The following is a 26,313-nucleotide window of genomic DNA, read 5'->3' as shown; positions in this document are numbered from 1 at the left end:
GGGCTGCTGGCCGGTGCGGGGTTGGCGTTGACGCCGGTGGCGGCGTTGATGTTCCGGTTCAACAATCCCGATGCGGTGATGGTGTTGTTGATGACCGCGGCGGCGTATTGCACGGTGCGGGCTCTGGAACGGCATGGCTTGCGGTGGATGGCATTGGCCGGTGTCGCGCTGGGTTTCGCGTTCCTGGCCAAGATGCTCGAAGGGCTCATGTCGATGCCTGCGGTGGGGGTGGTCTATCTGATCGCGGCGCCGGTGGCAATGCGGTCGCGGTTGGTGCACCTGCTCGGGGCGCTGGTCGCGTTCCTGGTCTCGGCGGGCTGGTACGTGCTGCTGACGCTGGCGTGGCCGGCGTCGTCGCGGCCGTATCTCGCCGGGTCCACCGACAACAACTTCATGAATCTGGTGCTGGGCTACAACGGGTTCGGCCGGGTGCTCGGGCACAACAACTACGGATTCCAGGACGAGGCGCAGATCGGCGCCTCGGCCGGTCAGGCCGTGGCACAACCGCATCACGGTATGGGTGGCTGGGGTGACCAGAAGCAGGGGCTGCCAAGGCTGTTCACCGGGGAGTTCGGCTATGAGATCGGCTGGCTGCTGGTGGGTGCGCTGCTGGCGACGGTGCTGGTGCTCGTGTCCCGTGGGCGTGCACCGCGCACCGACCGGGTGCGGGCCGGCACCATCCTGTTCGGCGGTTGGCTGCTGATCGACGGCCTGGTACTGAGCTTCATGAAAACGAATGTGCACCCGTACTACTGCATGTCACTGGCACCGGCGGTGGCCGCGATGTTCGCCATCGGGCTGCAGGAGATGTGGCGGCGCCGCGCCGGCTGGTTCGGTCGCATCGGTCTGGCCGTGCTGCTGCTGAGCACCGGTGTCTGGAGTTGGTGGATCCTGGGCCGCAACGCGAGCTGGGTGCCACCCCTGCGCTGGGTCATCCTCGGGGTGAGTGTTCTCGCCACGGCCGCGCTGCTGTGGGCGCTGGCCTCGTCCCGGCGCGGACGGGCCGCGACGGTCGCGGTGACGGTGGCCGTGTTGGGCGGGCTCGCGGGTTCGGCGGCCTACTCGGTGGCCACCATCGGCCAACCGCACACCGGCGGGGGACCGTTGGTGGGTCCGGCTCAGGCCGGTGACCGGCACGGCGGCTGGGGCCAGGACATCGACAGCCCGCAACTGGATGCCATGCTCAAGGGCACCACGACGGCGTGGTCGGCGGCGATCAACCGATCCTCGGCCGCGTCGTCGCTCGAATTGTCCAGCGGCACAGCGGTCATGGCGATCGGCGGATTCATCGGCAGCGACCCGGTGCCCACTCTGAGTCAATTCAAGGACGATGTGGCGGGCCACCAGATCACCTATTACATCCTGCCGGCCGCCAACGGTCACGGCGCCTTCGGTCGCAACGTGCACACCGATATCTCCGACTGGGTCCAGGCGCATTTCACGCCGGTCAAGGTGGGCACCGACACGGTCTATGACCTCACCGCACCGAAGGCCGGTCAGCGCTCAGACCACGGGCAGTAGCAGTCGTGACGACGAGGCGACGGTGTTCAGACTGCTGGTGCCCACACTCGCGTGCCGGAAGTTCATGATCGCGGGCACGTTCGGATCCTGATCATCGCCGGCCAGCACCAGCTGGATACGGTGCCCCTTACCGAAGCGCCGGGCGTTGGGTACCAGCGGAATTCGATATTCGACGGGCTCGCCGATCGGGACCGCGATGGGTCGGCGGCAGGGTAGCACCGGGGCTCCGGGCGTACTCGCGGCCGGGTCCACCTCACGCAGACCGGCCCGCAACCAGCCGGCCGTCACATCGGTCACCTCGCCGTCGGGTGCCACATCCTGCAGGGTGGCCAGCCAGGCCGTGTCGGCGGCGGTGGCCGACGCGATGAGCCGCAGCTCGATCTCCCCGACGACGTCCAGCTCGGCCGGCAGCTCCGGCGATGTCCAGGTGAGCAATGCCGGCGGGTCGAGCTCGCCGGCCTTGACCCGGCCGGTCCCGGCGCCCAAGGTCATGTACTCCCTTGTGCCGGGCTGCCCTTCGTCCGGGCCGAGAACGCCGTCGGCGCGCAGCGCGAATTCGGTGGCGGTCGCTGCCGGCGGCCAGGACGTGCTGGTGTGCCATTCCGCTGGCTCACCTCCGGGAAGGGCGTACCGGACGCGGTCGCCGTCGAGGATCCCGGTGTCGCGACCCTTGAGCCAGTGGTCGTACCAGGCCAGCGCCTCGGTGTGCATGCTTTCCCAGGGCCACGTCAAGCCGTATCGGTCGAGCATGCCCAGTTGCACATTCGGGTTGTGCGCCAGCGCTTTCCACGTGATGAACGTCGAGGGCAGGTGCAGCGGTACGTTCTCCCAGTCGCAGCCCAGGTAGACGGGGATGTCGATATTGCCCAGCAGCGGTGTGAGATCCCGGTCGTCCCACCATTCGTCGCGCACGGGGTGGGTGACGAACACATCCAGCCAGAGGTCATCCCAGGGGTGCGGGTCGTGCGGCAGCTTGAGCAGTTGGTGCATCAGCGTCACCGCGGCCTCGCCGTTCATGGTGCCGAACTTGCGGTGCAGCGGCGGCAGATTGAGCACCTTGCGGGCAATCTGGAGCGGCAGGCTGCGCCAGAAGTCGTCGCTGCGGGCGGCGGTCAACCCCATCATCGACAGGAACGGCGTGATGAAGGCCGAACTCACCAGGCCGTGGTGTGAGGCCGCCTCGAACAGGTCCGAGGTGACGGCCAGCGGGAAGATGGCCTTGAGGTGCGGAGGTCGCTCGACCGCGGCTTCCAGTTGGGTCATCGCGAAGTAGCTGATGCCGATCATCCCCACGTTGCCGTCACACCACGGTTGGGCCGCGGCCCATTCGACGAGGTCGTGCATATCGCGACGTTCCTGCCCGTCGAAGAAGCCGAATTCGCCACCCGATCCGCCCCTCCCGCGGACGTTGGCGATCACGTGTGCGTAGCCGCGCGATACCCAGAACGGGGTGTTGCCGGCCTCGATGAAGCCCATCGGCGCGCCGAGGTCCTGGATCTGACGTGGGTAGGGCGAGGCGGCGATCAGGGCGGGGAAGCGGCCGTCGGCGTCGGGCCGGTGTACGTCGGCCATCAAGGAGGTGCCGTCGCGGACCGGCACGCCGACGTTGATGTCGTGCCGGATGCCGTACTGCGGCTCGCTGAGATTGCGGAACGTGCGGCCGGTGGTCTGCGGCCCGTTCAGTGGGGCTTTCAGGAGGGACGTTGCCATAGTCTCACGGTACGTTGAAACTAGTCTCAACGCAACGTGAAAATATTGATAGGGTGTCGCCATGGCGAAGAAGGCGGTGCCCCCGGGGCCGCGAGACGAACGCGGCGTCCTGCAGGCGCGCATCCTGGCCGCTGCCCGCGATGCCTTCGCGGACACCGGATACGCCGGGACGACGATCCGGTCGGTGGCGCGGGCGGCCGATGTCGATCCGGCGCTGGTCTACCACTACTTCGGGTCCAAGGATCGGCTGCTGGATGCGGCGACGACACCGCCCACGCGCTGGTTGGAGAACGTCGCCAAGACCTGGGCGACACCGCTGCCCGACCTCGGTGCCGCACTGCTACGGCTGATGCTCGGCGCGTGGGCCGATGACGAGATCGGGCCCGTACTGCGCTCGGTGCTGCAGACCGCGGCCCACGAGCAGAGCACCCGGGAGAAGTTGCGTCGCGTGGTCGAAGGTCAGCTGATGGGGGTGGCGCAGCTGGGTGCCGACGAGCGCGATCGCAAGGTGCGCAGCGGCCTGGTGTCCTCGCAGATCATGGGCTTGGCGATGATGCGCTACATCTGGCAGATCGAGCCGGTGGCCACCATGACCGAGGACGAACTGGTCGCCGCCGTCGCGCCGAACCTCCAGCGCTATATCGAAGGGGAGCTGTCCAAGTAGAGTGGACAGCCGGAGTTAGACCAGAAAGAGGGCGTACCTGCATGAGCGGCCATTCCAAGTGGGCCACCACAAAGCACAAGAAGGCGATCATCGACGCCCGTCGAGGCAAGAACTTCGCCAAACTGATCAAAAACATCGAGGTGGCCGCGCGGACCGGTGGTGGTGATCCGGGTGGCAACCCGACCCTCTACGACGCCATCCAGAAGGCCAAGAAGTCCTCGGTCCCCAATGACAACATCGAGCGGGCCCGCAAGCGGGGCGCGGGTGAAGAGGCCGGCGGCGCCGACTGGCAGACCATCACCTACGAGGGCTACGGACCCAACGGTGTCGCGGTCCTGGTGGAGTGCCTGACCGACAACAAGAACCGGGCGGCCGGCGAGGTCCGGGTGGCGATGACCCGCAACGGCGGCAATATGGCCGATCCCGGTTCGGTGTCCTACCTGTTCTCCCGCAAAGGCGTGGTGACACTGGAGAAGAACGGGCTGTCCGAGGATGACGTGCTGGCCGCGGTCCTGGAGGCCGGCGCCGAGGAGATCAACGACCTGGGCGAGAGCTTCGAGATCATCTCCGAGCCCACCGACCTGGTCGCGGTGCGCACCGCGCTGCAGGACGCCGGGATCGACTACGACTCGGCCGAGTCCGGCTTCCAGCCGTCGGTGAGCGTGCAGGTCGACCTGGAGGCCGCCCGCAAGGTCCTCAAGCTCGTCGACGCGCTGGAGGACAGCGACGATGTGCAAGAGGTCTACACCAACGTCGACATCCCCGAGGATGTCGCGGCTGCGCTCGACGAGGACTAGAGCGCCTCGCTGATCGGGGTGTTGCCGCCGATCAGCTCGAACGTGCGCCCGGCGGTGCTCGGTGTGTCCAGCACCGCCAGCAGCACGGCGGCCACGTCGGCGCGGGGGACCGCGCCCCGCCCGGTCGACTCGGCGATATCCACCAGGCCGGTGCCCGGCTCGTCGGTGAGCCGGCCGGGCCGCACGATCGTCGTCTGCAACCCGGCGCGGGCCCGCACGTTCGCATCCGCCTCGGACTTGGCCCGGATGTACGCGCGGAACACCTCGTCATAGCCGGCGTCGAGGCTGCGGTCATCGGCGGAGATCGCCGATACCATCACGTACCGCGCCACCCCCGCCGCTTCCGCGGCATCGGCGAGCAGCACCGCGGCATCACGATCGACGGTCTGCTTGCGCGCGGCCCCGCTGCCCGGCCCGGCGCCGGCGGCGAACACCACCGCGTCGGCGCCGCGGACCACCTCGGCGACCTGATCGACCGACGCCTGCTCCAGATCGAGCACGGCCGGCGCAGCGCCGGCGGCCTCGAGGTCGGCGGCCTGGGACGGGTTGCGGGTGATGCCGGTGACCGTGTCACCACGTTCGGCCAGCAGGCGTTCCAGGATGAGGGCGATCTTGCCGTGTCCACCGGCGATGACGACGCGCATGCCGTCCACTGTGCCATTCGCTGACACGACGGCCGACGCACAGCAAGATGTCTCCCATGGCAGTCGTCACGGACCCCAATGGGGCGCAGTGGTCGGTGCACCGACGGTGGTGGCCGTTCCCGGACATGTCCGATGTGCTGGATCTGGACTGGTTCACCTGGTTGCTGGCCGCGCCGTTCGTACTGCTGTGGCCGTTCTGGTTGTTGTCCAAGGGGTTGGGTGCGCGGTGGCGCATCGTCATCGAACGTGGTGGGCACGAAGTGGAGACCGAACTGGTGCGCGGCTGGCGACGGTCCGGCGCGCGCATCGACGAACGTGCCCGGGAACTGGCGCAGGGCTGGCGATCAGGGCACTACACGATCTGATCCGTGCGTGTCCCTGCCCGGCGGTGACAGACCGGGCCGCTAGGCTAATCGAACACGTGTTCTGTTCGGAGAAGGGGTTGGCGTGCGGGTAATGGGAGTCGATCCCGGGCTGACGCGCTGCGGTCTGTCGGTCATCGAGACCGGGCGGGGCAGGCATGTCATCGCCCTCGATGTCGATGTGGTGCGCACGCCTGCCGACAGTCCGCTGCACAAGCGACTGCTCACCATCAGCGACACCGTCGAGTACTGGATGGACACCCATCGCCCCGATGTCATCGCCATCGAGCGGGTGTTCGCCAATCAGAACGCCAACACCGCGATGGGCACCGCCCAGGCCGGCGGGGTCATCGCGCTGGCCGCGGCCAAACGCGATATCGACGTGCACTTCCACACGCCCAGCGAGGTCAAAGCCGCCGTCACCGGAAACGGCCGGGCGGATAAGGCGCAGGTCACCACGATGGTCACCAAAATCCTTGCCCTGCAGCAGAAGCCGACCCCCGCCGACGCCGCAGATGCCCTCGCACTGGCCATCTGCCACTGTTGGCGGGCGCCGATGATCGCCCGGATGGCCGAAGCCGAGGCCAAGGCCGCCGAAGCCCGACGTACCTACCAGGCCCGACTGAAGGCGGCCCGCGCATGATCGCATCGGTACGCGGCGAGGTGATCGACATCGCCCTGGATCACGCGGTCATCGAGGCGGCGGGGGTGGGCTACAAGGTGATGGCCACCCCGTCCACACTGGCGACTCTGCGCCGTGGCGACGAGACCAGACTGATCACCGCGATGATCGTGCGCGAGGATTCGATGACGCTGTACGGGTTCGTCGACGGCGAGGCCCGGGACCTGTTCGCCACCCTGCTCGGGGTATCCGGAGTGGGTCCCAAGATCGCGCTAGCGACCCTTGCGGTCTACGACGCCCAGGCGCTGCGTCAGGCGCTCGCCGACGGCGATGTCACCGCACTCACCCGGGTTCCCGGTATCGGAAAGCGGGGCGCCGAGCGCCTGGTGCTCGAACTGCGCGACAAGATCGGCGCGGTCGCCGGGGCGGGCCCGGCCGCGGTGGGCGGGTTCGGCGTTCGCGGCCCCGTGGTGGAAGCCCTTGTCGGGCTTGGCTTTGCGGCCAAACAGGCCGAGGAGGCCACCGACAAGGTGCTCGCCGGCGACCCGGAGGCCACCACCTCCAGTGCGCTGCGCGCCGCATTGTCCATGCTCGGTAAGAAGTAGACATGGGTCGGTTCGGTGAAGACACCGAGGATCCCGACGAGCGGGAAGTCTCACCCGCGCTGACGGTCGGCGAGGGCGATGTCGACGCCAGCCTGCGGCCGCGCTCACTGGCGGAGTTCATCGGCCAGCATCGGGTCCGCGAACAGCTTCAGCTCGTCCTCGAGGGCGCCAAGAACCGCGGCGGCACACCGGATCACATCCTGCTGTCGGGGCCGCCGGGCCTGGGCAAGACCTCGCTGGCGATGATCATCGCCGCCGAGCTCGGTGCGGCGCTTCGGGTCACGTCCGGGCCCGCCCTGGAACGCGCGGGCGACCTGGCGGCGATGCTGTCCAATCTGGTCGAAGGCGATGTGCTCTTCATCGACGAGATCCACCGGATCGCCCGGCCCGCCGAGGAGATGCTCTATCTCGCGATGGAGGACTTCCGGGTGGACGTCGTCGTGGGCAAAGGTCCTGGCGCCACCTCGATTCCGCTCGACGTCGCGCCCTTCACCCTGGTCGGTGCCACCACCCGGTCCGGCGCGCTGACCGGGCCGCTACGTGACCGGTTCGGCTTCACCGCCCACATGGACTTCTACGAGCCCACGGACCTGGAGCGGGTGCTGGCCCGCTCGGCCGGAATCCTCGGCATCGAACTCGGCGCCGAGGCCGGTGCCGAGGTGGCCCGGCGCTCCCGCGGCACACCCCGGATCGCCAACCGGCTGTTGCGCCGGGTGCGTGACTACGCCGAGGTCCGGGCCGACGGCGTCATCACCCGCGATATCGCCAAGGCGGCGCTGGAGGTCTACGACGTCGACGAGCTGGGCCTGGACCGGCTGGACCGTGCGGTGCTGTCCGCACTGACCCGCAGTTTCGGCGGTGGGCCGGTCGGGGTGTCGACGCTGGCTGTCGCGGTCGGAGAGGAACCCACCACCGTGGAGGAGGTCTGCGAGCCGTTCCTGGTGCGGGCCGGGATGATCGCCCGCACCCCGCGCGGCCGGGTGGCGACCTCGCAAGCCTGGACACACCTCGGCCTCCAACCACCAGTCGCCGGTCTGGGCGGGGTCGGACTGTTTGAATAGACGACATGCTGACTGCCGGTGTGATCGTCGCGGGCCTCGCCGCGTTGCTGCACGTCTACATCTTCGTGATGGAGTCGCTGACCTGGACCTCGGCCCGCACCAGGGCGACCTTCGGTCTCACGGCCGAAGAAGCCGCCGCCACCAAGGAACTCGCGTTCAACCAGGGTTTCTACAACCTGTTCCTGGCCATCGTGTCGGGCATCGGGATCGGCGCGCTGCTGACGGGACACACCGCCGTCGGTGCGGCGCTGATCTTCGCCGGCGTCGGATCGATGTTGGCCGCCGCGCTGGTGCTGCTGGTGTCGTCGCCCGAGAAGGCGCGCGCCGCGGTCACACAGGGTGTGTTCCCGCTGATCGCGGTGGTGCTGCTGGCGGTGGGGCTGGTTTAGACGGCGGCGGGGCGTCCAGTTCGCGACAGTCGACCCGGTTGCCGCCGGCGCGTTTCGCGGTGTACATCGCCTCGTCGGCCAATTCGACGAGCCGATCCAGCAGTGACCGGATGTCACCGTCGGTGGCCGACGGGGTACACGCGGCGCCGACGCTGATGGTGACGCCGTGCGGGAGGTGGTTCACCTCGGCGCGGACCCGCTCGGCCAATGCGCGCAGGCCGCTGCCGCCGAGCGCCATGGCGATCAGGAATTCCTCGCCGCCCACCCTGGCGGTGACGGCCGACTTACCTGCGACCCGGCGAAGAGTGGCAGCCACCGCGATCAGCACCCGGTCACCGGCCGCGTGCCCCTCGGTGTCGTTGATCCGCTTGAAGTCGTCGATGTCGACGAGCACGACACCGACGCGGGAGCTGCGGTAACTACGCGCACGGGTGATCTGCTCTGCGGCGCCCCGGTAGAAACCGCGCCGGTTGTGCAGTCCGGTCAGCGCGTCGACATCGGACTGCACCGCGCCCGTGCCCAGCATCTGCACCATGATCTGTCCCACTCCGGGCACGGTGACGATGCCCACCAGCACGATGATCGCCTTGCTCACTCCGCCCAGCGGGTCGCCGAGCATGGCGATCTTGGCCGCGCAACCGGCGACGGTCGCCAGCGCGATCCCGCAGATGAGCGCCAGGTACGGACTGGTGTGGGTGAAGGCGACCAGACCGGCGATGGCCGCGAAGATGCTGCAGCCGATCAGACCGGCTTGCGGATCGGGCTCGGCCACGCAGGCGACGCCGACGCAGACCGCCGAGCCGATCGCGAACACCCGGGACTGGGTGCGGGTGGGCCATCGGCGTAGCCACATCGCCGCCATGGCGAGACACAGCCCGGTGGCGGTGACCATTACGATGACGGCGAGCGCGCCCGAAGGTCCACCACGACCGAGCTGTATCAACACCGGGATGGCACTGAGCACCGCGAGCGTCACCGCAAGAAAGATGCGAATCGGCCGTTGCTGGCCCTGTGACTCCAGATAGTCCGACAGCCAGTCGTAGTGGTCGGGTTGCCGCCACCACCTGCGTATCCAGTCCACTGTCAGCTCGTTCGTTTGCGGTTGGGGCATTCCGAACCGATAGTACGCAGCCGTTTGAGGGTTTGCTGCGACTTGCCCGATTGAGCGGCGCCAAGGGTGGGTATCCCGCTTCTGGACCGAGGAGGAGACATGACCGAAACGGTGGTTTCAGCCCGTCGCGGACGGCTGGCGATTCCGCGCAGCCGCGGCGCGGCGAGCGGATTTCTGGTGGTTCTGCTGGGGGCCTGGGGCGCGCTGGCGCCGTTCGTCGGTCCCTATCTGGACTTCGCGTACACCCCGGCCCAGGCCTGGACCTGGACCGCGGCCCGGGGTTGGCTGGAGGTGCTCCCGGGAGCGGTCGCGGTGGTGGGTGGCCTGCTGCTGCTGATGTCGGGTAACCGGGCGACGGCCATGCTCGGCGGGTGGCTGGGCGTGGCGGCCGGGGTCTGGTTCGTGGTGGGCAGGTCGTTCACCGCCACACTGGCGATCGGCGACCTCGGCACCCCGACGGCCACGCTCAATGCCCAGGGTGTGCTGCTGCTGGAATTGGCGTTCTTCACGGGGCTGGGATCGCTGATCGCGGTTCTGGCGGCGATGGCGGTGGGCCGGCTGTCGGTACGCAGCGTTCGCGACGCGAGTTACGCGCGGCGCCCGGTCGCGACCGACGTCGACGAACCGCAGGACATGCGGGAGCCGCGGCCCCGTCGCCACTTCTGGCATCGGCGCACGCCGGTGCCGCACTGATCCGCGCTCACCGCGACATGTGGACCCGGTTGCCACCGGCTCGTTTGGCGCTGTACATGGCGTCGTCGGCGGCATCCACGAGGCGGTCCAGGATGAGCTGCAACTCGTGATCCTCCGCGTCGCGGATATCCGCTGTGGCAGCCCCGATGCTGACGGTGATCGCATCCGGTAGCGCCGCCACGTCACGACGTACGTGCTCAGCCAAGACCGCTGCTCTGCTTTCGTCGAGATGGCCGGCGATGACGAACTCCTCGCCCCCGAACCGGGCTGCGACGGTATCGCGGGGGGCGTGCCTGCGCAGGATGTCGCTGACCGCCACCAGCAGTTGATCGCCGGCGGAGTGCCCGCGGGTGTCGTTGATCCGTTTGAACCCGTCGAGGTCGACGAGCACCATGCCGGTCGTGACACCGGCCTCGCGGGCCCGGGCGAACAGGTCGCAGCCCACGCGACGGAAGCCGCGCCGGTTGTACACGCCGGTGAGTGCGTCCAGATCCGATTCGGCGGCGTCGCTGCCCAGCAGGTGGACGAGTACCTGTACCGAGCACGGCACGGCGAGCACTCCGACTGTCACGACGAGAAGTTCGGCCGTGGCGCCGGCCGGATCGCCGGCCGCGGCCAGCCGGGCGGCGTTGATCGCACTGGTGACCAGTGCCAGCACGATCACGCTGACCAGAACCGGGCTGGTGTGGAAGAACGCGACGTAGCCCGCGATCGCGGCGAAGACGGCGCAGCCCAGCAGACCGGCGGCCGGATCGCGTACCAGCAGTGCGGCCGCGGCGATACAGGCGGCGGCGACCACGGCGAAGAGCCGGGACTCCCGCCGCGTCGGCCAGTGCAGCGCCCAGGGCACCGCCAGGGTGGCCGTGATCACCGTCACCCCGCTGGAAAGCGTGCGGGGCAGCCCGGCGGTCGGACCGCTCGGGCTCCAGTGCAGGAGCAGCGGTCCGGCACCCAGCAGGAGGATGACCAGCACCATCATCAGTCGCGTGGGGCCACGCAGTCCCTGTGTCGCGAGATAGCTCGACAGCCAGTCGTAGTGGTCGGGCTGGCGCCACCACGACCTCAACGCGGCGATGTAGGCCCTCATCGGTCATCCGTCGGTCAGGAGAGTGTTCCGACGGATGCTACCCACCGGCTCGGCTACGGTGTGAACACCGTCACATGCCCGGCGGTGCCGGGCGCCGGGCTCAGAGTGTGGCGAGCGCCGCGGCCAGCACGTCGAGACCTTCGTGGAGCAGGTCATCCGAGATGGCCAGCGGGGGCAGGAAACGCAGCACGTTTCCGTATGTCCCACAAGACAATACGATGACGCCCTGGGCGTGCGCGGCGGTGCACAGGGACTTGGTGAGCTCGGCGTCGGGCTCCGTCGTCCCGGCCTTGACCAGTTCGACGGCGATCATCGCGCCGCGGCCACGGACATCGCCGATGCGGTCGTCGTCGGCCTGGATCCGCCCCAGCCGCTCCTTCATCAGCGTCTCGATCTCGGCGGCGCGGGCCACCAATCCGTCGGCCTCGATGGTCGTGATGGTCGCCAGGGCCGCCGCGCATGCCACCGGATTACCGCCGTAGGTGCCGCCCAGCCCGGATACGTGCGGGGCATCCATGATCTCTGCGCGGCCGGTGACCGCCGACAGCGGAAGGCCGTCGGCGATGCCCTTGGCGGTGACGATCAGGTCGGGGTCGATGCCCTCGTGCTCGCAGGCGAACATCTTGCCGGTGCGGGCGAACCCGGTCTGCACCTCGTCGGCGATGAAGACGACATCGTTCTTGCGGCACCAGTCCAGCAGGGTGGGCAGGAAACCCTCGGCGGGCACGATGAAGCCACCCTCGCCCTGGATCGGCTCGATGATCAGCGCGGCCAGGTTGTCCGCGCCCACCTGCTTGTCGATCACACTGAGGGCACGCTTGGCGGCGAGCTCGCCGTCGGTGGCCAGTTCCTTGCCGAACTCCGCGTCACGGAACGGGTAGGACAGGGGAGCGCGGTACACCTCGGGGGCGAACGGGCCGAAGCCGTGCTTGTAGGGCATCGACTTCGCCGTCAGCGCCATCGTCAGGTTGGTGCGACCGTGATAGGCGTGGTCGAACGAGACGACCGCCTGCTTACGGGTGTAGGACCGGGCGATCTTGATCGCGTTCTCGACCGCTTCGGAACCGGAGTTGAACAATGCCGAGCGCTTGTCCCCGGCCACCGGTGTCAGCCGGTTGAGCTGCTCGCAGACGGCCACGTACTCCTCGTACGGGGTGACCATGAAGCAGGTGTGGGTGAACCGGGCGGCCTGGGCCGCCACCGCGTCGACCACGCGCGGTGACGCGTTGCCGATGGTCGTGACGGCGATGCCGGAGCCGAGGTCGATGAGCCTGTTGCCGTCGATGTCTTCGACGATGCCGCCGGCGGCGCGCGCGGCGTAGACCGGCATGGTGGTGCCGATTCCGCGGGATACCGCAGCATTCTTGCGGTCGGCCAGGGCCGATGACTTCGGCCCGGGGATGGTGGTGGCGAGATGGCGGGTCTGCTCGACGGCAGTCACGGTTGACTCCTGCTCGGTGTGCACGGCGGGGATGACACGCAATCGGAAGCCTAATCCGCCAACCGCTCACGCGGGTGAAAACAGAAGTTGAACAGCTGTGTGACTTCGGATCGAGTGTTGCACGGTCTATCTTGCCACGATTTCCGTCGTGTTGAACGCATCCGACGGTCGGTTTGCCGGCTCGGGCGCCCGCGGTGGCGCAGGCAGGGCGTCGCGGTTCCCGTCGGCGATGATGGCACACTGGGTGCGACGAGGCGCCGCGACCGAGCTCGCACAGCCATGCCCGCGCAACAATCACGAAAGACAGCCGTTTCATGGACTTGGTCGTATTCCTGCCGCTCATCCTCATCATGGGCGCCTTCATGTTCTTTGCTTCGCGTAAGCAGAAGAAAGCCATGCAGGCCACCATCGACCTGCACGAATCGCTGAGTGTCGGCGACCGGATCCACACCACGTCGGGGCTGCAGGGCACCATCACCGGCATCTCCGACGACAACATCGAGCTGGAGATCGCACCCGGTGTGATCACTACGTGGATGAAGCTTGCGGTGCGTGACCGCATCGAGGACTCCGCCGATGACGAGGAGTTCGACCATGTCGACGAGGAGTCCGGTGCCGTGGAGCTCACGGATCGTCCGGCTCCCAAGGCCGACGGCAACTGACCGCAACCGGCTCAGGCTCACCGCGTACCCTCCCCGTAACACTCGCCCCGCGTAGACCGCTTTCCAAGGAGACCCAACAACCGTGGCATCGACTTCGGCGCCGGTGCATCCTGCCCGCTATCTGGCGCTCTTTCTGATCCTCCTGGTCGGCGTCTACCTTCTCGTCTTTCTCACCGGCGACAAGCAGGCCGAGCCCAAGTTGGGCATCGACCTGCAGGGCGGCACCCGCGTCACCCTGACTGCGCGTACCCCGGACGGCTCCGAGCCGTCCCGGGAATCCCTGATGCAGGCGCAGGAGATCATCAGCTCGCGTGTGAACGGTCTCGGTGTGTCGGGCTCCGAGGTCGTCATCGACGGCAACAACCTCGTCATCACCGTCCCGGGTAACGACGGCAGCGAGGCCCGCAACCTGGGGCAGACCGCACGGCTCTACATCCGCCCGGTGATCCACGCGATCCCCGCGCAGGGCAAGGGGCAGCAGCCGCCCCAGGGCGCTCCGGGTGCACCGCCGGGAGCACCACCCGGTATGCCGCCCGGTGGTGGCTTGCCGGCGTTGGCACCGGCCGAGCCTGAAGCCCCGGTCACCGCGCCGGGCCAGGCGGGTACGCCGGCCCCGGCGGCCCCACCGGCTCAGCCGCGTCCGTATCCGCAGGAACCCGCGCCGACGCCGGCACCACCCGCACCCGGTACGCCCGCGCCGGGCGCACCAGCGCCGGGTGCACCGCCCGCGCCGGGCGCACCGGCCCCTGCGCCGCCGGGATCCAAAGCCGATCTGGCCCAACGCATCTCCGATGAGAAGCAGCTGCGCCAGAGCGCCGACCAGAGCATCCAGTTGCTGGCCCTGCAGTTTCAGGCCACCCGCTGCAATGACGAGGACGTGCTGGCGGGTAACGACGATCCGAACCTGCCGCTGGTGACCTGTTCCTCGGACCACACCACGGTGTACCTGCTCGACAAGTCGATCATGAGCGGCGAGCAGATCGAGAGCGCCAGCTCGGGGCTGGATCAGCAGCGCGGCGACTATGTGGTCGACGTGCAGTTCAAGCCGGAGGGCGCCAAGATCTGGGCGGACTTCACCGCCGCCAATGTCGGCACCCAGACCGCGTTCACGCTCGACTCCCAGGTGGTCAGCGCGCCGGAGATCCAGGAGGCGATCCCCGGTGGGCGCACCCAGATCACCGGCCGGTTCACCCAGGACTCGGCCCGGGAGCTGGCCAACGTGCTGAAATACGGCTCACTGCCGCTGTCGTTCGAGTCGTCGGAGGCCGAAACCGTCTCCGCCACACTCGGTTTGACGTCACTGCGGGCCGGCCTCATCGCCGGCGCGGTGGGGATGGCGCTGGTCCTGGCGTACGCGTTGCTGTACTACCGGGTACTCGGTCTGCTGACAGCACTGTCCCTGGTCGCTTCCGGCGCCATGGTTTTCGCACTACTGGTGCTGTTGGGCAGGTATATCAACTACACCCTGGATCTGGCCGGCATCGCCGGTTTGATCATCGGTATCGGCACCACCGCCGACTCGTTCGTGGTGTTCTTCGAACGCATCAAGGACGAGATCCGGGAGGGCCGCTCCTACCGGTCGGCGGTGCCGCGCGGTTGGGCCCGCGCCCGCAAGACGATCCTGTCGGGTAACGCGGTCACCTTCCTGGCCGCGGCCGTGCTCTACGTGCTGGCGGTCGGCCAGGTCAAGGGATTCGCGTTCACCCTCGGCCTGACGACCATCCTGGACGTGCTCGTGGTCTTCCTGGTCACGTGGCCGCTGGTGTACCTGACGACCAAATCGGCGACGCTGTCCAAGCCCGCGTTCAACGGTCTCGGCGCGGTGCAGCAGATCGCTCGCGAGCGGCGTGCCGCGCACACCACGGGACGGGGATGACACATGTCGGCCAAGCACAGCACTGACAGCACCGACCTGGAAGACTCCGGCGCCGTCGAGGCACCGGCTCTGGATTCGGCCGAGTCGTCGAACCTGCCGCAGCACAGTTTCTTCGTCCGGCTCTACACCGGCACGGGTGCGTTCGAGGTCATCGGCAAGCGCAAGATGTGGTTCATCATCAGCGGTGTCATCGTGGCGGTGGCGATCGCCGCGATGCTGCTGCGCGGCTTCACCTTCGGTATCGACTTCGAGGGCGGCACCAAGGTGTCCATGCCCGTCGACGGGGTCAAGGGCCAGGCCACCTCGGAGCAGGTCGAGACGGTCTTCAGCAAGGCCCTCGGTACCGCACCGGAGTCGGTGGTGATCGTCGGCAACGGCGCCTCGGCCACGGTGCAGATCCGCACCGAGACGCTGAGCAATGCCGATACCGAGAAGCTGCGCGTGGCACTGTTCGACGCGTTCGAGCCCAAGGGCTCGGACGGCAAGCCCAGCAAGCAGGCCATCAGCGACTCGGCGGTGTCCTCGACCTGGGGTGGCCAGATCACCAAGAAGGCGCTCATCGCGCTGGTGGTGTTCCTGGTGATCGTCTCGATCTACATCACCGTGCGCTACGAGCGGTATATGGCCATCGCGGCGCTGGCGGCCATGTTCTTCGACATCATCGTGACCGCCGGGGTGTACGCGCTGGTCGGATTCGAGGTCACCCCCGCCACCGTCATCGGTCTGCTCACGATTCTCGGTTTCTCCATCTATGACACCGTCATCGTGTTCGACAAGGTGGAGGAGAACACCCACGGGTTCGAGCACACCACTCGGCGCACCTTCGCCGAACAGGCCAACCTCGCGGTGAACCAGACGTTCATGCGGTCGATCAACACCAGCCTCATCTCGCTGCTGCCGATCCTCGCGCTCATCGTGGTGGCGGTCTGGCTGCTCGGCGTCGGCACGCTCAAGGACCTCGCGCTGGTGCAGCTGGTCGGCATCATCGTGGGTACCTACTCGTCCATCTACTTCGCGACGCCGCTGCTGGTCACGATGCGAGAGCGCACCGAGCTGGTGAGCGCACACACCAAGCGGGTGCTGCGCCGGCGCAACGCGGCGGCCAAGGCCGGCGCGGTCACCGAGGGCGCGACCGGCACGGAGATCGAGGATTCCGTCGCGGCGGATGTCGTCACCACGCCGGCTCCGGACAAGCCCGTTCCCGGGGCGCGTCCCGTCCGGCCGACCCGACCGTCGGGCAAGCGGCGTCGCTAGTGCGCGGACGGTCGATCGCACGAATCGGTGCGGCGGTTGCCGCGCTGATGCTGGTGGTCGGTACCTCGGTCGCCTGTTCGTCGGCCGAGGACCACGTCATCGACTACGCCGTCGACGGCACGCTGATCACCTACAACACCAACACGGTGGTGGGTGCCGCATCGGGCGGGCCGCAGGCGTTCGCGCGCGTGCAGACCGGGTTCACCTACCGTGGCCCCGACGGCCAGATCATCGGTGACCGCGACTACGGCAGTGTCGCGGTGGTCGGCCGCTCTCCGCTGATCCTGGACTACGAGATCAACGCCAATGCCGTGTATTCCGACGGCAAACCGATCACCTGCGACGACATGGTGCTGGCCTGGGCCGCGCAGTCGGGGCGCAACCCGGGCTTCGACGCGGCCAGCACCGCCGGGTACCGCGATGTCGCCACCGTCGACTGCGCCCCGGGTGCGAAGAAGGCCAGGGTCACGTTCGCCCCGGACCGCGGTGTCGTGGACTACGGCCAACTGTTCGGGGCCACCTCGCTGATGCCGTCCCATGTGATCGCCGACGAGCTCGGCCTCGGCGACGGCGCGGTGACGACGGCCCTGCAGACCGGTGACGCCCCGGCCATCGACCGCATCGCCAAAGCCTGGAACACGCTGTGGAATCTCGGCCCCGATATCGACCTCAAGAAGTTCCCGTCATCGGGTCCCTACAAGATCGCGTCGGTGGCCAAGGACGGCGCCGTGGTACTGACCGCGAACGACAAATGGTGGGGCGCCAAGCCCGTCGCCCAGCGGGTCACGGTGTGGCCCAGGGGAGCTGATATCCAGGACCGGGTGAACCGCGGCGCGTTCGACGTGGTGGACATCGCCACCGGTTCGTCGGGCACGCTGAACCTGCCCGCGGGTTACACCCGTACCGACACGCCGTCGGCCGGGATCGAGCAGCTGATCTTCTCCGCGCAGGGTCCGCTGGCCGCGCCGCCGGCCCGGCGTGCGCTGGCCCTGTGCACACCGCGCGACACCATCGCCCGCAACGCCGGGGTCCCGATCGCCAACGTGCGGCTCAGCCCGACCGTCGACGACGCGCTGGCGGCCGCCGAAAGTGCGGGCGAGGCAGGGCAGTTCAGCGTGGCCAACCCGGACGCCGCCCGCGCGGCCCTGAACAATCAGCCGCTGACCGTGCGAATCGGTTACCAGACCCCCAACGCCCGGATCGCCGCGACGGTCGGGGCGATCGCGCAGTCATGTGCGCCGGCGGGGATCACCGTCACCGACGAGTCCGGTGACTCCGTCGGCCCGCAGGGCTTGCGCGACAACAGCATCGACGTCCTCATCGGTAGCACGGGTGGCGCGGTCGGCAGCGGATCCACGGGATCCTCCGCGCTGGACGCCTATGATCTGCGATACGGCAACGGCAACAATCTGTCCGGGTACGCCAACGAGCGCATCGACGGCATCATCGACGCGCTCGCGGTGACCGCGGACCCTAAGGAGCTGAGCAGGCTGCTCGGCGAGGCCGGGCCGATCCTGTGGGGCGATATTCCGACCCTGCCGCTGTACCGTCAGCAGCGCACCCTGGTCACCTCGAAGCGGGTGTCGGCGGTGCAGGCCAACCCGACCCGCTGGGGTGCGGGATGGAATATGGACCGATGGGTCTTGGAATAGTGAGCAGGTTGAGTTATGTCTAGTGCCGCCGCCGTGATCGCCGAACTGACCCGCACCGTCGCCGATTTCCCGCAGCCGGGTGTCCAGTTCAAGGACCTCACCCCGGTGCTGGCCGACGCCCGCGGGTTGGCCATCGTCACCGACGCGCTGGCCGAGGCGGCCGACGGCGCCGATCTGATCGCCGGGATCGACGCCAGGGGTTTCCTGCTGGGCGCGGCCGTCGCCCTGAAGCTGGGCACCGGGGTGCTGGCCGTGCGTAAGGGCGGCAAGCTGCCGCCGCCCGTGCACGCCGAGCGGTATGAGCTCGAGTACGGGTCGGCGACGCTGGAGATCCCGGCCGACGGTATCGATATGGTCGGCCGGCGCGTTCTGGTCATCGACGATGTGCTGGCCACCGGAGGAACGCTGGCGGCGGCGGCCCGGCTGTTGGAACGCAGCGGTGCGCACGTCACCGGAGCGGCGGTGGTGCTCGAACTGACCGCCCTGCCCGGGCGTGCGGCGGTGCAGCCGTTGCGCGTCACCAGCCTGACCACGGTGTGAACGGCGTGGGGGATATCCTTTAATTTCAGGAGGTGATCATGCCCGACGAACCCGTCACAGGGCAGGCCGTCGCGGTCCCGCCACAGCCGGGGGATACCGCCGCGCTGGACACCTCCAAGACCAGCGCCTCGCGCCGGGTGCGGGCCCGGCTGGCCCGCCGGATGACGGCGCAGCGCAGCCTGGTCAACCCGGTGCTCGAGCCGCTGGTCGCGGTGCACCGCGAGTTCCATCCGAAGGCCGATCTGGCGATTCTGCAGCGCGCCTACGATGTGGCCGAGGAGCGGCATGCCGATCAGCTGCGCCGCTCCGGTGACCCGTACATCACCCACCCGCTGGCGGTGGCGAACATCCTGGCCGAGCTCGGTATGGACACCACCACCCTGGTGGCCGCGCTGCTGCACGACACCGTCGAGGACACCGGTTACTCGCTGGAGGCGCTGACCACCGACTTCGGCAGCGAGGTGGGACATCTGGTCGACGGGGTGACCAAGCTGGACAAGGTGGCCCTGGGCACCGCCGCCGAGGGCGAGACCATCCGCAAGATGATCATCGCCATGGCCCGGGATCCCCGGGTACTGGTCATCAAGGTCGCCGACCGGCTGCACAACATGCGCACGATGCGCTTCCTGCCGCCGGAGAAGCAGGCCCGCAAGGCCCGCGAGACGCTGGAAGTCATTGCCCCCCTTGCTCATCGACTCGGTATGGCGACGGTGAAGTGGGAGTTGGAGGATCTGTCGTTCGCGATCCTGCACCCGAAGCGCTACGAGGAGATCGTGCGCCTGGTGGCCGACCGGGCGCCGTCGCGGGACACGTACCTGGCCAAGGTGCGGGCCGAGATCGGTACGGCGCTGTCGGCGATGAAGATCAGCGCGAAGGTGGAGGGCCGGCCCAAGCACTACTGGTCGATCTATCAGAAGATGATCGTCAAGGGCCGCGATTTCGACGATATCCACGACCTGGTCGGCGTCCGCATCCTGTGTGACGATATGCGCGACTGTTACGCCGCGGTGGGCGTGGTGCATTCGCTCTGGCAGCCGATGGCGGGCCGGTTCAAGGACTACATCGCGCAGCCGCGCTACGGCGTGTACCAGTCTCTGCACACCACGGTGGTCGGGCCGGAAGGCAAGCCGCTGGAGGTGCAGATCCGCACCAACGAGATGCACAACACCGCCGAGTTCGGCATCGCCGCGCACTGGCGCTACAAGGAAGCCAAGGGCCGCAACGGTTTGCCCGCCGGTCACACGGCCAACGAGATCGACGAGATGGCCTGGATGCGCCAGCTCCTGGACTGGCAGCGGGAAGCCGCCGACCCGGGGGAGTTCCTGGAGTCGCTGCGTTACGACCTTGCCGTGCAGGAGATCTTCGTGTTCACCCCGAAGGGCGACGTCGTCACGCTGCCCACCGGGTCGACGCCGGTGGACTTCGCGTACGCGGTGCACACCGAGGTCGGGCACCGCTGTATCGGCGCACGGGTCAACGGCCGACTGGTGGCGCTGGAGCGCAAGCTCGAAAACGGGGACCAGGTCGAGGTTTTCACCTCCAAGGCCACCACGGCGGGACCGTCGCGCGACTGGCAGACGTTCGTGGTGTCACCGCGGGCCAAGGCCAAGATCAGGCAGTGGTTCGCCAAGGAGCGTCGCGAAGAGGCGCTGGAGGCCGGCAAGGACGGGATCGCCCGTGAGGTGCGCCGCAGCGGACTTCCGTTGCAGCGCTTGCTCAATGCCGAGTCGATGTCGTCGCTGGCCCGGGAGCTGCACTACGCCGACGTCTCGGCGCTGTACACCGCCGTCGGTGAGGGGCACATCTCGGCACGGCACGTGGTGCAGCGCCTGGTAGCCCAACTCGGTGGTGACGAAGAGGCCGAGGACGAGATCGCCGAGCGCGCCACACCGACCACCATGCAGGTGCGGCAACGCACCAGCGATGACGTCGGGGTGTCGGTGCCCGGGGCGGTCGGTGTGCTGACCAAGCTCGCGAAATGCTGCACCCCGGTGCCGGGCGACAACATCCTCGGCTTCGTCACCCGTGGTGGTGGGGTCAGCGTGCACCGCACCGACTGCACCAACGCGACGTCGCTGCAACAGCAGTCCGAACGCATCATCGAGGTGCATTGGGCACCGTCGCCGTCCTCGGTGTTCCTGGTGGCGATCCAGGTGGAGGCCCTGGACCGGCACCGGTTGCTCTCCGATGTCACCCGGGTCTTGGCCGACGAGAAGGTGAACATCCTGTCGGCGTCGGTGACGACGTCCAATGACCGGGTGGCGATCAGCCGGTTCACCTTCGAGATGGGCGATCCCAAGCATCTGGGCCACGTGCTCAACGTGGTGCGCAATGTCGAGGGTGTGTACGACGTCTACCGGGTGACTTCCGCGGCGTGAGCCGCAGTCAGGCCTGAGCGGCGTGAGCCGCAGTCAGGCCTGAGCGGCGTGAGCCGCAGCTGCTCGGCGGGTGGTCAGCGCGCCGACACCCGCCGCGCCCAGGCAGGCGAGCGCCACCGCACCGGCGAACCACGGGAACACCGCGTGCAGCTGCCACTGCGTGGCCGCCCAGCCGGCGACGATGGTGGGCACTGCCATCGCGGTGTAGGCCAGCAGATAGAACGCCGACATGGTCTCGCCGCGACGGTCGGCGGGTACCACCTCCGACAGGTGGCGCAGTGAACCGCCGAACCCGAGCCCGAAGGTGGCGCCCAGCAGCGCGGCCGCGGCGAAGACCAGCCACTGATTCCCGGTGGCGAGCACCGGAATGGTGAGGACCAGCGCCACCGCCATCCCGATATCGCCGTAGATCGCGGCCCTGTGTGCCGGCACCCGGGCAGACCACAACTGGGCCAAGGCGGCCGCGAAGGCGGTGGTGCCCACCACGACGCCGCCGAACACCACGTTGTGCACATGGGTCTGCTGGGCGGCCAGGGAGGGATACAACGACAGCAGCACGCCGAGCACCGACCAGGAGGCGGCCGCGCCCAGCGCGGCGAACCAGAAGTCGCTGCGGATGTGTGCGGGCACGGACGGGCGGGCGAGCCGGATGGGCCCACGGGTGCGGGCCAGGTGTGGTTCGCGCAGGGCGATCACCCCGATACCGACGAGGGCGACGATCGCCGCCACCACCGCGTACGGCGTGCGCATGGGGTGCGGTGCGTATTGCGCGAGGACCGACGAGCCGACGATGGCGACGGTCATCCCGATGTTGAACGCGACGCCGGACAACTGGCCCGAGCGCACCCGGTGGTGTGGCCGCAGATCCAGCAGGGCGGCGGCACCGGCGACCACGATGGAACCGACGGCGGCGCCGTGGATGACACGGGCAAGCAGGAGCATCGCCATGTTGTCGGCGATCAGGAACACGACGAGCCCGACGATCATCGCCACCAGCGCACCCAGCAGCACCGGTTTGCGTCCGATTGCGTCGGAGATCCGGCCCGACACCAGCACCGCGCCCAGTGCGGCCACCGCATAGACGGCGAAGATGACCGTGGTGGCCAGCGGGGTGAGGTGCCAGACCTCTTCGTACATCCCGTACAACGGGGCGGGCACCCCGGACACGCCCAGCGCCACGCCGCTGAGTACCAGCAGCAGGGTGTAGGCGCCCCGCTGCACTTCGACGGGTGTGGCCGCGTCCGCCGTCACGATGTCTCCTCGGGGTGGTGGTCGGCACAAGTTTCTCGTGCAACACGCGTGCCGCCGGACATCATCTCAACCAGCCGGGTGACACGGATCTCACAGGCTGCGATACTGCGACGATGCGTGCAGCCATGGCCGTACTCCTTGCTTCCCTGGCCGTCCTGGCGGCCGGCTGTGGTTCCACCATCAAGCCCGAGGGTGCCGCCGAACAGGTGGTCAAGGTGGTGTCCAAGACCGGATTCAAGCCGACCGACGTGACATGCCCGTCGGGGGTGAAGGCTGAGGTCGGCACCCAGTTCGACTGCCACTTCACCGGCCCGGACGGCAACTACACCGCGCATATGAAGATCACCAAGGTCAGCGGCGACGATGTCGAGTTCTACATCCAGTCCAAGCGGGACTGAGCCCGCGGCTCAGATGAGCTCGATGGCCTCGGCGATCGACGGCAGCACGAGGCCCGGCCGGAACGGGTAGCGGGTGATATCGGCCTCGGTGGTCGAGCCGGTGAGCACCAGGATGGTCTCCAGGCCCGCTTCGATACCGGCAACCACGTCGGTGTCCATCCGATCGCCGACCATGACGGTGGTCTCCGAATGCGCGGCGATGCGATTGAGGGCGCTGCGGAACATCATCGGGTTCGGTTTCCCGACGAAGTACGGTTCGCGTCCGGTGGCCTTGGTGATCATGGCCGCCACCGAACCGGTCGCCGGGAGCGGCCCCTGCGCCGAGGGCCCGGTCACATCCGGATTGGTGGCGATGAACCGGGCGCCGTCGCCGATCAGCCGGACCGCCTTGGTGATGGCCTCGAACGAATACGTCCGTGTCTCGCCGAGGACGACGAAATCGGGGTCGGTGTCGGTCAGGGTGTAGCCGACTTCGTGCAGCGCGGTGGTGAGGCCGGCTTCGCCGATGACATACGCCGACCCGCCGGCGAGCTGATCATCGAGAAAGGTGGCGGTGGCCAGCGCCGAGGTCCAGATCGACTCCTCGGGCACGGTCAGCCCCGACCGGCTCAGCCGCGCAGCCAGATCGCGGGGGGTGAAGATCGAATTGTTCGTGAGGACCAGGAAGGGGCGTTCCTTCTCGGTCAGCCGCGCCAGGAACTCGGCGGCACCGGGAAGGGCGTGCTCTTCCCGTACCAGGACGCCGTCCATGTCGGTCAGCCAACACTGCGCCGGTACGCGCATTCGTGCCGTGGAGTCCCCAACGCCGGCAACAGCAGCCGTGCTGCGCATGAATTTCGTTCTCCTGGTTGATATTTCCCATGCCGCCAGCCGGCGGTACAGGTATCGTCACCCCAGCCTAGCCGTCGGTCGGCTACTGCACCCGCACCGTCGTGATGTTCACCGGATCGGCCGGCTTCCCGTCGTCACCACCGCCGGCGACACCGCTCGCGGCGATCCGGTCGAGCACCGCCAGCCCGGGGGCCGCGATGGTGCCGAACGCGGTGTACGTCGGCGGCAGTTCGGAGTCCTTGTAGACCAGGAAGAACTGGCTGCCGTTGGTGCCCGGTCCGGCATTGGCCATGGCCAGGGTGCCGCGCGGATAGACCACCGGAGTCTTGGCGGCCGGATCGGTCAGCCGGTACTGGTTGGTCGGGTACTCGTTGGGGAACTGGTAGCCGGGTCCGCCCTTGCCGGTTCCGGACGGGTCACCGCACTGCAGCACGCCGAGGTCTGCGCCGACGGTCAGCCGATGGCAGGGTGTGCTGTTGAAATAGGCCTGTGCGGCCAGGCTGGCGAAGTTGTTGACCGTGCACGGCGCCTTGGCGTTGTCGAGCACCACCGGGATCACCCCGCGGTCGGTGGTGATGACCGCGTTCACCGTCGCCGGGGCGGTCGGCACCTTGCCGACGCGGGGCGGGCGCACCGGCCGCACGGCAGCCTCGGTGGTGGCCGGGTATTGGCAGTTGGCGCCGAGGTTGACCGGCGGCTGGAACGGGGGGAGCGGCTGACCGGCGGCGGGGGCGGCGGTGATGGTCGGATTCCACTCGTACCGGTCGAGCCCGTTGCGGAAATCCTGGAGCAGCAGCCGGGTCACCACGATGGTGAAGACCAGGACCAGCGTGCCGAGCACGGTCACCACATACCCGATCACCAGGCCGGCGATCGCCATGCCGCGGCCCTCTTCGCCGCTGCGCTTGATCTGCGACAGCGAGATGTGGCCGAACACGATGCCCAGCGGCGCGATCAGGAACGCACAGATCAGCGAGGCGATCGCGAGGGCGTTGGTCGGGCGCGGCGGCGGTGGATAGCCGTACGGCGGGGGATAGCCGCCGTACGGCGGGGGGACCGTCACCGACTCAGTCCAGCTGAATGGACTTCACCGTGACTTCTTGCGCGGGCTTGCCGTCTTGGCCGCCGCCCGCCACGCCGGCCTTGGCGATCTTGTCCAGCGTCTCCAGGCCGGTCTGATCGATGGTGCCGAACACGGTGTAGTTCGGCGGCAGCTGAGAGTCCTGGTACACCAGGAAGAACTGGCTGCCGTTGGTGCCCGGACCGGCGTTGGCCATGGCCAGGGTGCCGCGCGGGTACAGCACGGGCTGCTGCAGCGCCGGGTTGTCCGGCTGGTACTGGTTGGTCGGGTACTCGTTGGCGAACTGGTAGCCGGGGCCGCCGGTGCCCTGGCCGGTCGGGTCGCCGCACTGCAGGACCGCCAGCCCGCCGGTGGTCAGCCGGTGGCACGGGGTGTCGTTGAAGTACCCCTGCTGGGCCAGGCTGGCGAAGCTGTTCACCGTGCACGGGGCCTTGGCATTGTCCAGCTGCAGGCCGATATTGCCCTGATTGGTGGCCATGCTCGTGCTGATCTGCGCCGGGTCCGTCGGCACCTTGCCGGTGCGCGGCGGGTTCACCTTCTTGGCGGCCGCCTCGGTGGTCGCGGGGTACTGGCAGTTGGCGCCCAGGTCCGCGGGAGCCACGAAGGCGGGCAGCTTGCCGTCGGCGGCCGGCTGCGGGGCGGTGGAGGAACTGGGTGAGGCCGACGCCGTCGCGCTCCCGGAGTCCTTGTTGGTGTAGATGACGGTGAACACCGCGGCGGCCACGACCGCGATGACGCCTGCCACCGAGGCGATGATCGTCAACAGACGCCGCCGGCGGGCCTGCGCGGCCCGGCGTTCGAGCTGCCTGTCGAGCTTGCGCTGGGCCGTTTCGCGTCGTTGTTTGTTCGTCGGCACCGCCGCTGTCCTCCTACGTCTGGGTCACACTCGGCAACGAGTCTGCCAGGCGTAACTGAGTGCGTGTGGCGCGACCCGCGGTCGCGTAACCGCGCATGGGAAAATGGGGGCATGCTCATCACCGGGTTCCCGACCGGAGCGCTGGCGTGCAACTGCTACGTCATCGCTCCGCACGAGGGTGCCGATGCGGTGATCATCGACCCCGGACAGCGGGCGTCGCGGCCCCTACAGCAGATTCTGGACCGGCATCGGCTGACCCCGGCGGCGGTGCTGCTCACCCACGGCCACATCGATCACATGTGGTCGGCGCAGAAGGTGGCCGACACCTACGGTTGCCCGGTCTACATCCATCCGGATGACCGCGCGATGCTCACCGATCCGATCATGGATCTGGGTGTGGCGGGGAAGGCGCAATCGCTGCTGCTGGGCTTCGGCAAGCGTGCGGTGGCCGCGTTCTTCACCGAGCCCCGGCAGGTCGTCGAACTCACCGGCGACGGCGAGCTGCTGGATCTCGGTGGTATCCCGGTCACGGTGGACCACACCCCGGGGCATACCCCGGGATCGGTCGTCTTCCGTGTCGGCGCCCACGAGCGTGGCGACGGGGGGATCAGCCCGGCCTCCGCCTTCACCGGTGACACCCTGTTCAAAGGTGCGATCGGCCGTAGCGACCTGCTCGGCAGCAGCGGACGTCAACTGCTCACCTCGATCGTGACAAAACTGTTGGTGCTCGACGATGACACCGTGGTACTACCGGGACACGGTGAGAAGTCCACGATCGGGCTCGAGCGCCGCACCAACCCGTTCCTCGAAGGTTTGCGATTGTGACT

Annotated in this window: 26 protein-coding genes; 17 read left to right on the top strand and 9 right to left on the bottom strand. The window is 68.3% G+C overall.

Annotated elements, in window-relative coordinates:
• A partial coding sequence (locus H7J86_RS31630) for an ArnT family glycosyltransferase (RefSeq protein ID WP_267295753.1) occupies positions 1 to 1,521 on the top strand: 1,521 nt, incomplete at its 5' end.
• On the opposite strand, the gene H7J86_RS31625 is transcribed toward H7J86_RS31630, so the two are convergent.
• Positions 1,504 to 3,231, bottom strand: coding sequence for a CocE/NonD family hydrolase (locus H7J86_RS31625; RefSeq protein WP_267295751.1), 1,728 nt, complete (start codon positions 3,229 to 3,231; stop codon positions 1,504 to 1,506). The two genes, H7J86_RS31630 and H7J86_RS31625, sit on opposite strands and share 18 nt — an antisense overlap.
• 61 nt (positions 3,232 to 3,292) lie before the next feature.
• Here H7J86_RS31625 and H7J86_RS31620 point away from each other — a divergent pair, with 61 nt between their 5' ends.
• Positions 3,293 to 3,895, top strand: coding sequence for a TetR/AcrR family transcriptional regulator (locus H7J86_RS31620; RefSeq protein ID WP_187095292.1), 603 nt, complete (start codon positions 3,293 to 3,295; stop codon positions 3,893 to 3,895).
• 41 nt (positions 3,896 to 3,936) lie between these two features.
• On the top strand, positions 3,937 to 4,692 hold the full coding sequence (locus H7J86_RS31615) for a YebC/PmpR family DNA-binding transcriptional regulator (protein ID WP_090364358.1): 756 nt from the start codon (positions 3,937 to 3,939) through the stop codon (positions 4,690 to 4,692).
• Here H7J86_RS31615 and H7J86_RS31610 read toward each other — a convergent pair.
• Positions 4,689 to 5,336: an NAD(P)H-binding protein gene (locus tag H7J86_RS31610; protein ID WP_267295749.1), complete on the bottom strand. Its 648-nt coding sequence runs from the start codon at positions 5,334 to 5,336 to the stop codon at positions 4,689 to 4,691. The two genes, H7J86_RS31615 and H7J86_RS31610, sit on opposite strands and share 4 nt — an antisense overlap.
• 56 nt (positions 5,337 to 5,392) lie before the next feature.
• On the opposite strand from H7J86_RS31610, the gene H7J86_RS31605 reads away from it, so the two are divergent.
• From H7J86_RS31605 to H7J86_RS31585, 5 genes are all read left to right on the top strand, one after another.
• Entirely contained in the window at positions 5,393 to 5,701 is a 309-nt protein-coding gene (locus H7J86_RS31605) for a hypothetical protein (protein WP_090364359.1), read from the top strand.
• Positions 5,702 to 5,783: 82 nt separating this feature from the next.
• Complete coding sequence (gene ruvC, locus H7J86_RS31600; protein ID WP_090364361.1) at positions 5,784 to 6,341, top strand: crossover junction endodeoxyribonuclease RuvC; 558 nt, start codon at positions 5,784 to 5,786, stop codon at positions 6,339 to 6,341.
• Positions 6,338 to 6,925, top strand: a complete 588-nt coding sequence (gene ruvA, locus H7J86_RS31595; RefSeq protein ID WP_090364362.1) for a Holliday junction branch migration protein RuvA — start codon at positions 6,338 to 6,340, stop codon at positions 6,923 to 6,925. The genes ruvC and ruvA overlap by 4 nt, the downstream gene beginning before the upstream one ends.
• Positions 6,926 to 6,927: 2 nt before the next feature.
• Positions 6,928 to 7,986 carry a Holliday junction branch migration DNA helicase RuvB gene (gene ruvB, locus H7J86_RS31590; protein ID WP_187095294.1) on the top strand — a complete coding sequence of 353 codons (1,059 nt, stop codon included), beginning with the start codon at positions 6,928 to 6,930 and terminating at the stop codon, positions 7,984 to 7,986.
• Between the two features lie 5 nt (positions 7,987 to 7,991).
• Entirely contained in the window at positions 7,992 to 8,375 is a 384-nt protein-coding gene (locus tag H7J86_RS31585) for a DUF1304 domain-containing protein (RefSeq protein WP_090364365.1), read from the top strand.
• On the opposite strand, the gene H7J86_RS31580 is transcribed toward H7J86_RS31585, so the two are convergent.
• Positions 8,317 to 9,486 carry a GGDEF domain-containing protein gene (locus tag H7J86_RS31580; RefSeq protein ID WP_267295747.1) on the bottom strand — a complete coding sequence of 390 codons (1,170 nt, stop codon included), beginning with the start codon at positions 9,484 to 9,486 and terminating at the stop codon, positions 8,317 to 8,319. The genes H7J86_RS31585 and H7J86_RS31580 overlap by 59 nt on opposite strands.
• 99 nt (positions 9,487 to 9,585) lie before the next feature.
• Here H7J86_RS31580 and H7J86_RS31575 point away from each other — a divergent pair, with 99 nt between their 5' ends.
• On the top strand, positions 9,586 to 10,179 hold the full coding sequence (locus H7J86_RS31575; protein ID WP_267295745.1) for a hypothetical protein: 594 nt from the start codon (positions 9,586 to 9,588) through the stop codon (positions 10,177 to 10,179).
• Positions 10,180 to 10,186: 7 nt separating this feature from the next.
• On the opposite strand, the gene H7J86_RS31570 is transcribed toward H7J86_RS31575, so the two are convergent.
• Entirely contained in the window at positions 10,187 to 11,266 is a 1,080-nt protein-coding gene (locus H7J86_RS31570; protein ID WP_267295743.1) for a GGDEF domain-containing protein, read from the bottom strand.
• A gap of 100 nt (positions 11,267 to 11,366) precedes the next feature.
• Entirely contained in the window at positions 11,367 to 12,707 is a 1,341-nt protein-coding gene (gene gabT / locus H7J86_RS31565; RefSeq protein ID WP_267295741.1) for a 4-aminobutyrate--2-oxoglutarate transaminase, read from the bottom strand.
• A 314-nt stretch (positions 12,708 to 13,021) separates the two neighbouring features.
• Here gabT and yajC point away from each other — a divergent pair, with 314 nt between their 5' ends.
• The 6 genes from yajC (at position 13,022) to H7J86_RS31535 (ending at position 21,069) form a co-directional block, all read left to right on the top strand.
• Complete coding sequence (yajC, locus tag H7J86_RS31560) at positions 13,022 to 13,369, top strand: preprotein translocase subunit YajC (protein ID WP_267295739.1); 348 nt, start codon at positions 13,022 to 13,024, stop codon at positions 13,367 to 13,369.
• A gap of 82 nt (positions 13,370 to 13,451) precedes the next feature.
• Positions 13,452 to 15,245 (top strand): protein translocase subunit SecD, encoded by a 1,794-nt coding sequence (gene secD, locus H7J86_RS31555; protein ID WP_090364371.1) that lies wholly within the window; start codon positions 13,452 to 13,454, stop codon positions 15,243 to 15,245.
• A gap of 3 nt (positions 15,246 to 15,248) precedes the next feature.
• On the top strand, positions 15,249 to 16,499 hold the full coding sequence (gene secF, locus H7J86_RS31550; RefSeq protein ID WP_267295737.1) for a protein translocase subunit SecF: 1,251 nt from the start codon (positions 15,249 to 15,251) through the stop codon (positions 16,497 to 16,499).
• Positions 16,500 to 16,546: 47 nt separating this feature from the next.
• Positions 16,547 to 18,151, top strand: a complete 1,605-nt coding sequence (locus H7J86_RS31545; RefSeq protein ID WP_267295798.1) for an ABC transporter substrate-binding protein — start codon at positions 16,547 to 16,549, stop codon at positions 18,149 to 18,151.
• 15 nt (positions 18,152 to 18,166) lie between these two features.
• Entirely contained in the window at positions 18,167 to 18,691 is a 525-nt protein-coding gene (locus H7J86_RS31540) for an adenine phosphoribosyltransferase (protein ID WP_267295735.1), read from the top strand.
• 38 nt (positions 18,692 to 18,729) lie between these two features.
• A complete protein-coding gene (locus tag H7J86_RS31535) occupies positions 18,730 to 21,069 on the top strand; it encodes a RelA/SpoT family protein (protein WP_090364477.1) in 2,340 nt (779 codons plus the stop codon).
• Positions 21,070 to 21,102: 33 nt separating this feature from the next.
• Here H7J86_RS31535 and H7J86_RS31530 read toward each other — a convergent pair whose 3' ends face one another.
• The gene (locus H7J86_RS31530) at positions 21,103 to 22,320 is read right to left on the bottom strand and encodes an MFS transporter (protein ID WP_372517358.1); all 1,218 of its coding nucleotides are present in this window, start codon (positions 22,318 to 22,320) and stop codon (positions 21,103 to 21,105) included.
• 113 nt (positions 22,321 to 22,433) lie between these two features.
• Here H7J86_RS31530 and H7J86_RS31525 point away from each other — a divergent pair, with 113 nt between their 5' ends.
• Positions 22,434 to 22,718, top strand: a complete 285-nt coding sequence (locus H7J86_RS31525; protein ID WP_090364375.1) for a DUF4333 domain-containing protein — start codon at positions 22,434 to 22,436, stop codon at positions 22,716 to 22,718.
• 9 nt (positions 22,719 to 22,727) lie between these two features.
• On the opposite strand, the gene H7J86_RS31520 is transcribed toward H7J86_RS31525, so the two are convergent.
• The 3 genes from H7J86_RS31520 to H7J86_RS31510 all read right to left on the bottom strand — a co-directional run bounded on the left by H7J86_RS31520 (position 22,728) and on the right by H7J86_RS31510 (position 25,486).
• A complete protein-coding gene (locus tag H7J86_RS31520; protein ID WP_090364377.1) occupies positions 22,728 to 23,501 on the bottom strand; it encodes an HAD-IIA family hydrolase in 774 nt (257 codons plus the stop codon).
• Between the two features lie 130 nt (positions 23,502 to 23,631).
• Positions 23,632 to 24,612, bottom strand: coding sequence for a peptidylprolyl isomerase (locus H7J86_RS31515; protein WP_267295733.1), 981 nt, complete (start codon positions 24,610 to 24,612; stop codon positions 23,632 to 23,634).
• Between the two features lie 4 nt (positions 24,613 to 24,616).
• Entirely contained in the window at positions 24,617 to 25,486 is an 870-nt protein-coding gene (locus H7J86_RS31510) for a peptidylprolyl isomerase (RefSeq protein ID WP_090364380.1), read from the bottom strand.
• A gap of 111 nt (positions 25,487 to 25,597) precedes the next feature.
• Here H7J86_RS31510 and H7J86_RS31505 point away from each other — a divergent pair, with 111 nt between their 5' ends.
• On the top strand, positions 25,598 to 26,311 hold the full coding sequence (locus tag H7J86_RS31505; RefSeq protein ID WP_267295731.1) for an MBL fold metallo-hydrolase: 714 nt from the start codon (positions 25,598 to 25,600) through the stop codon (positions 26,309 to 26,311).
• The last annotated feature ends 2 nt before the right edge of the window (positions 26,312 to 26,313 follow it).

The organism is Mycobacterium hackensackense (genome assembly GCF_025822555.1).
In the GTDB taxonomy this organism is placed as follows: Bacteria; Actinomycetota; Actinomycetes; order Mycobacteriales; family Mycobacteriaceae; genus Mycobacterium; species Mycobacterium fluoranthenivorans.
Note: the sequence above shows the minus strand (reverse complement) of the source record. Positions and strands in the feature narration are given on the sequence as shown.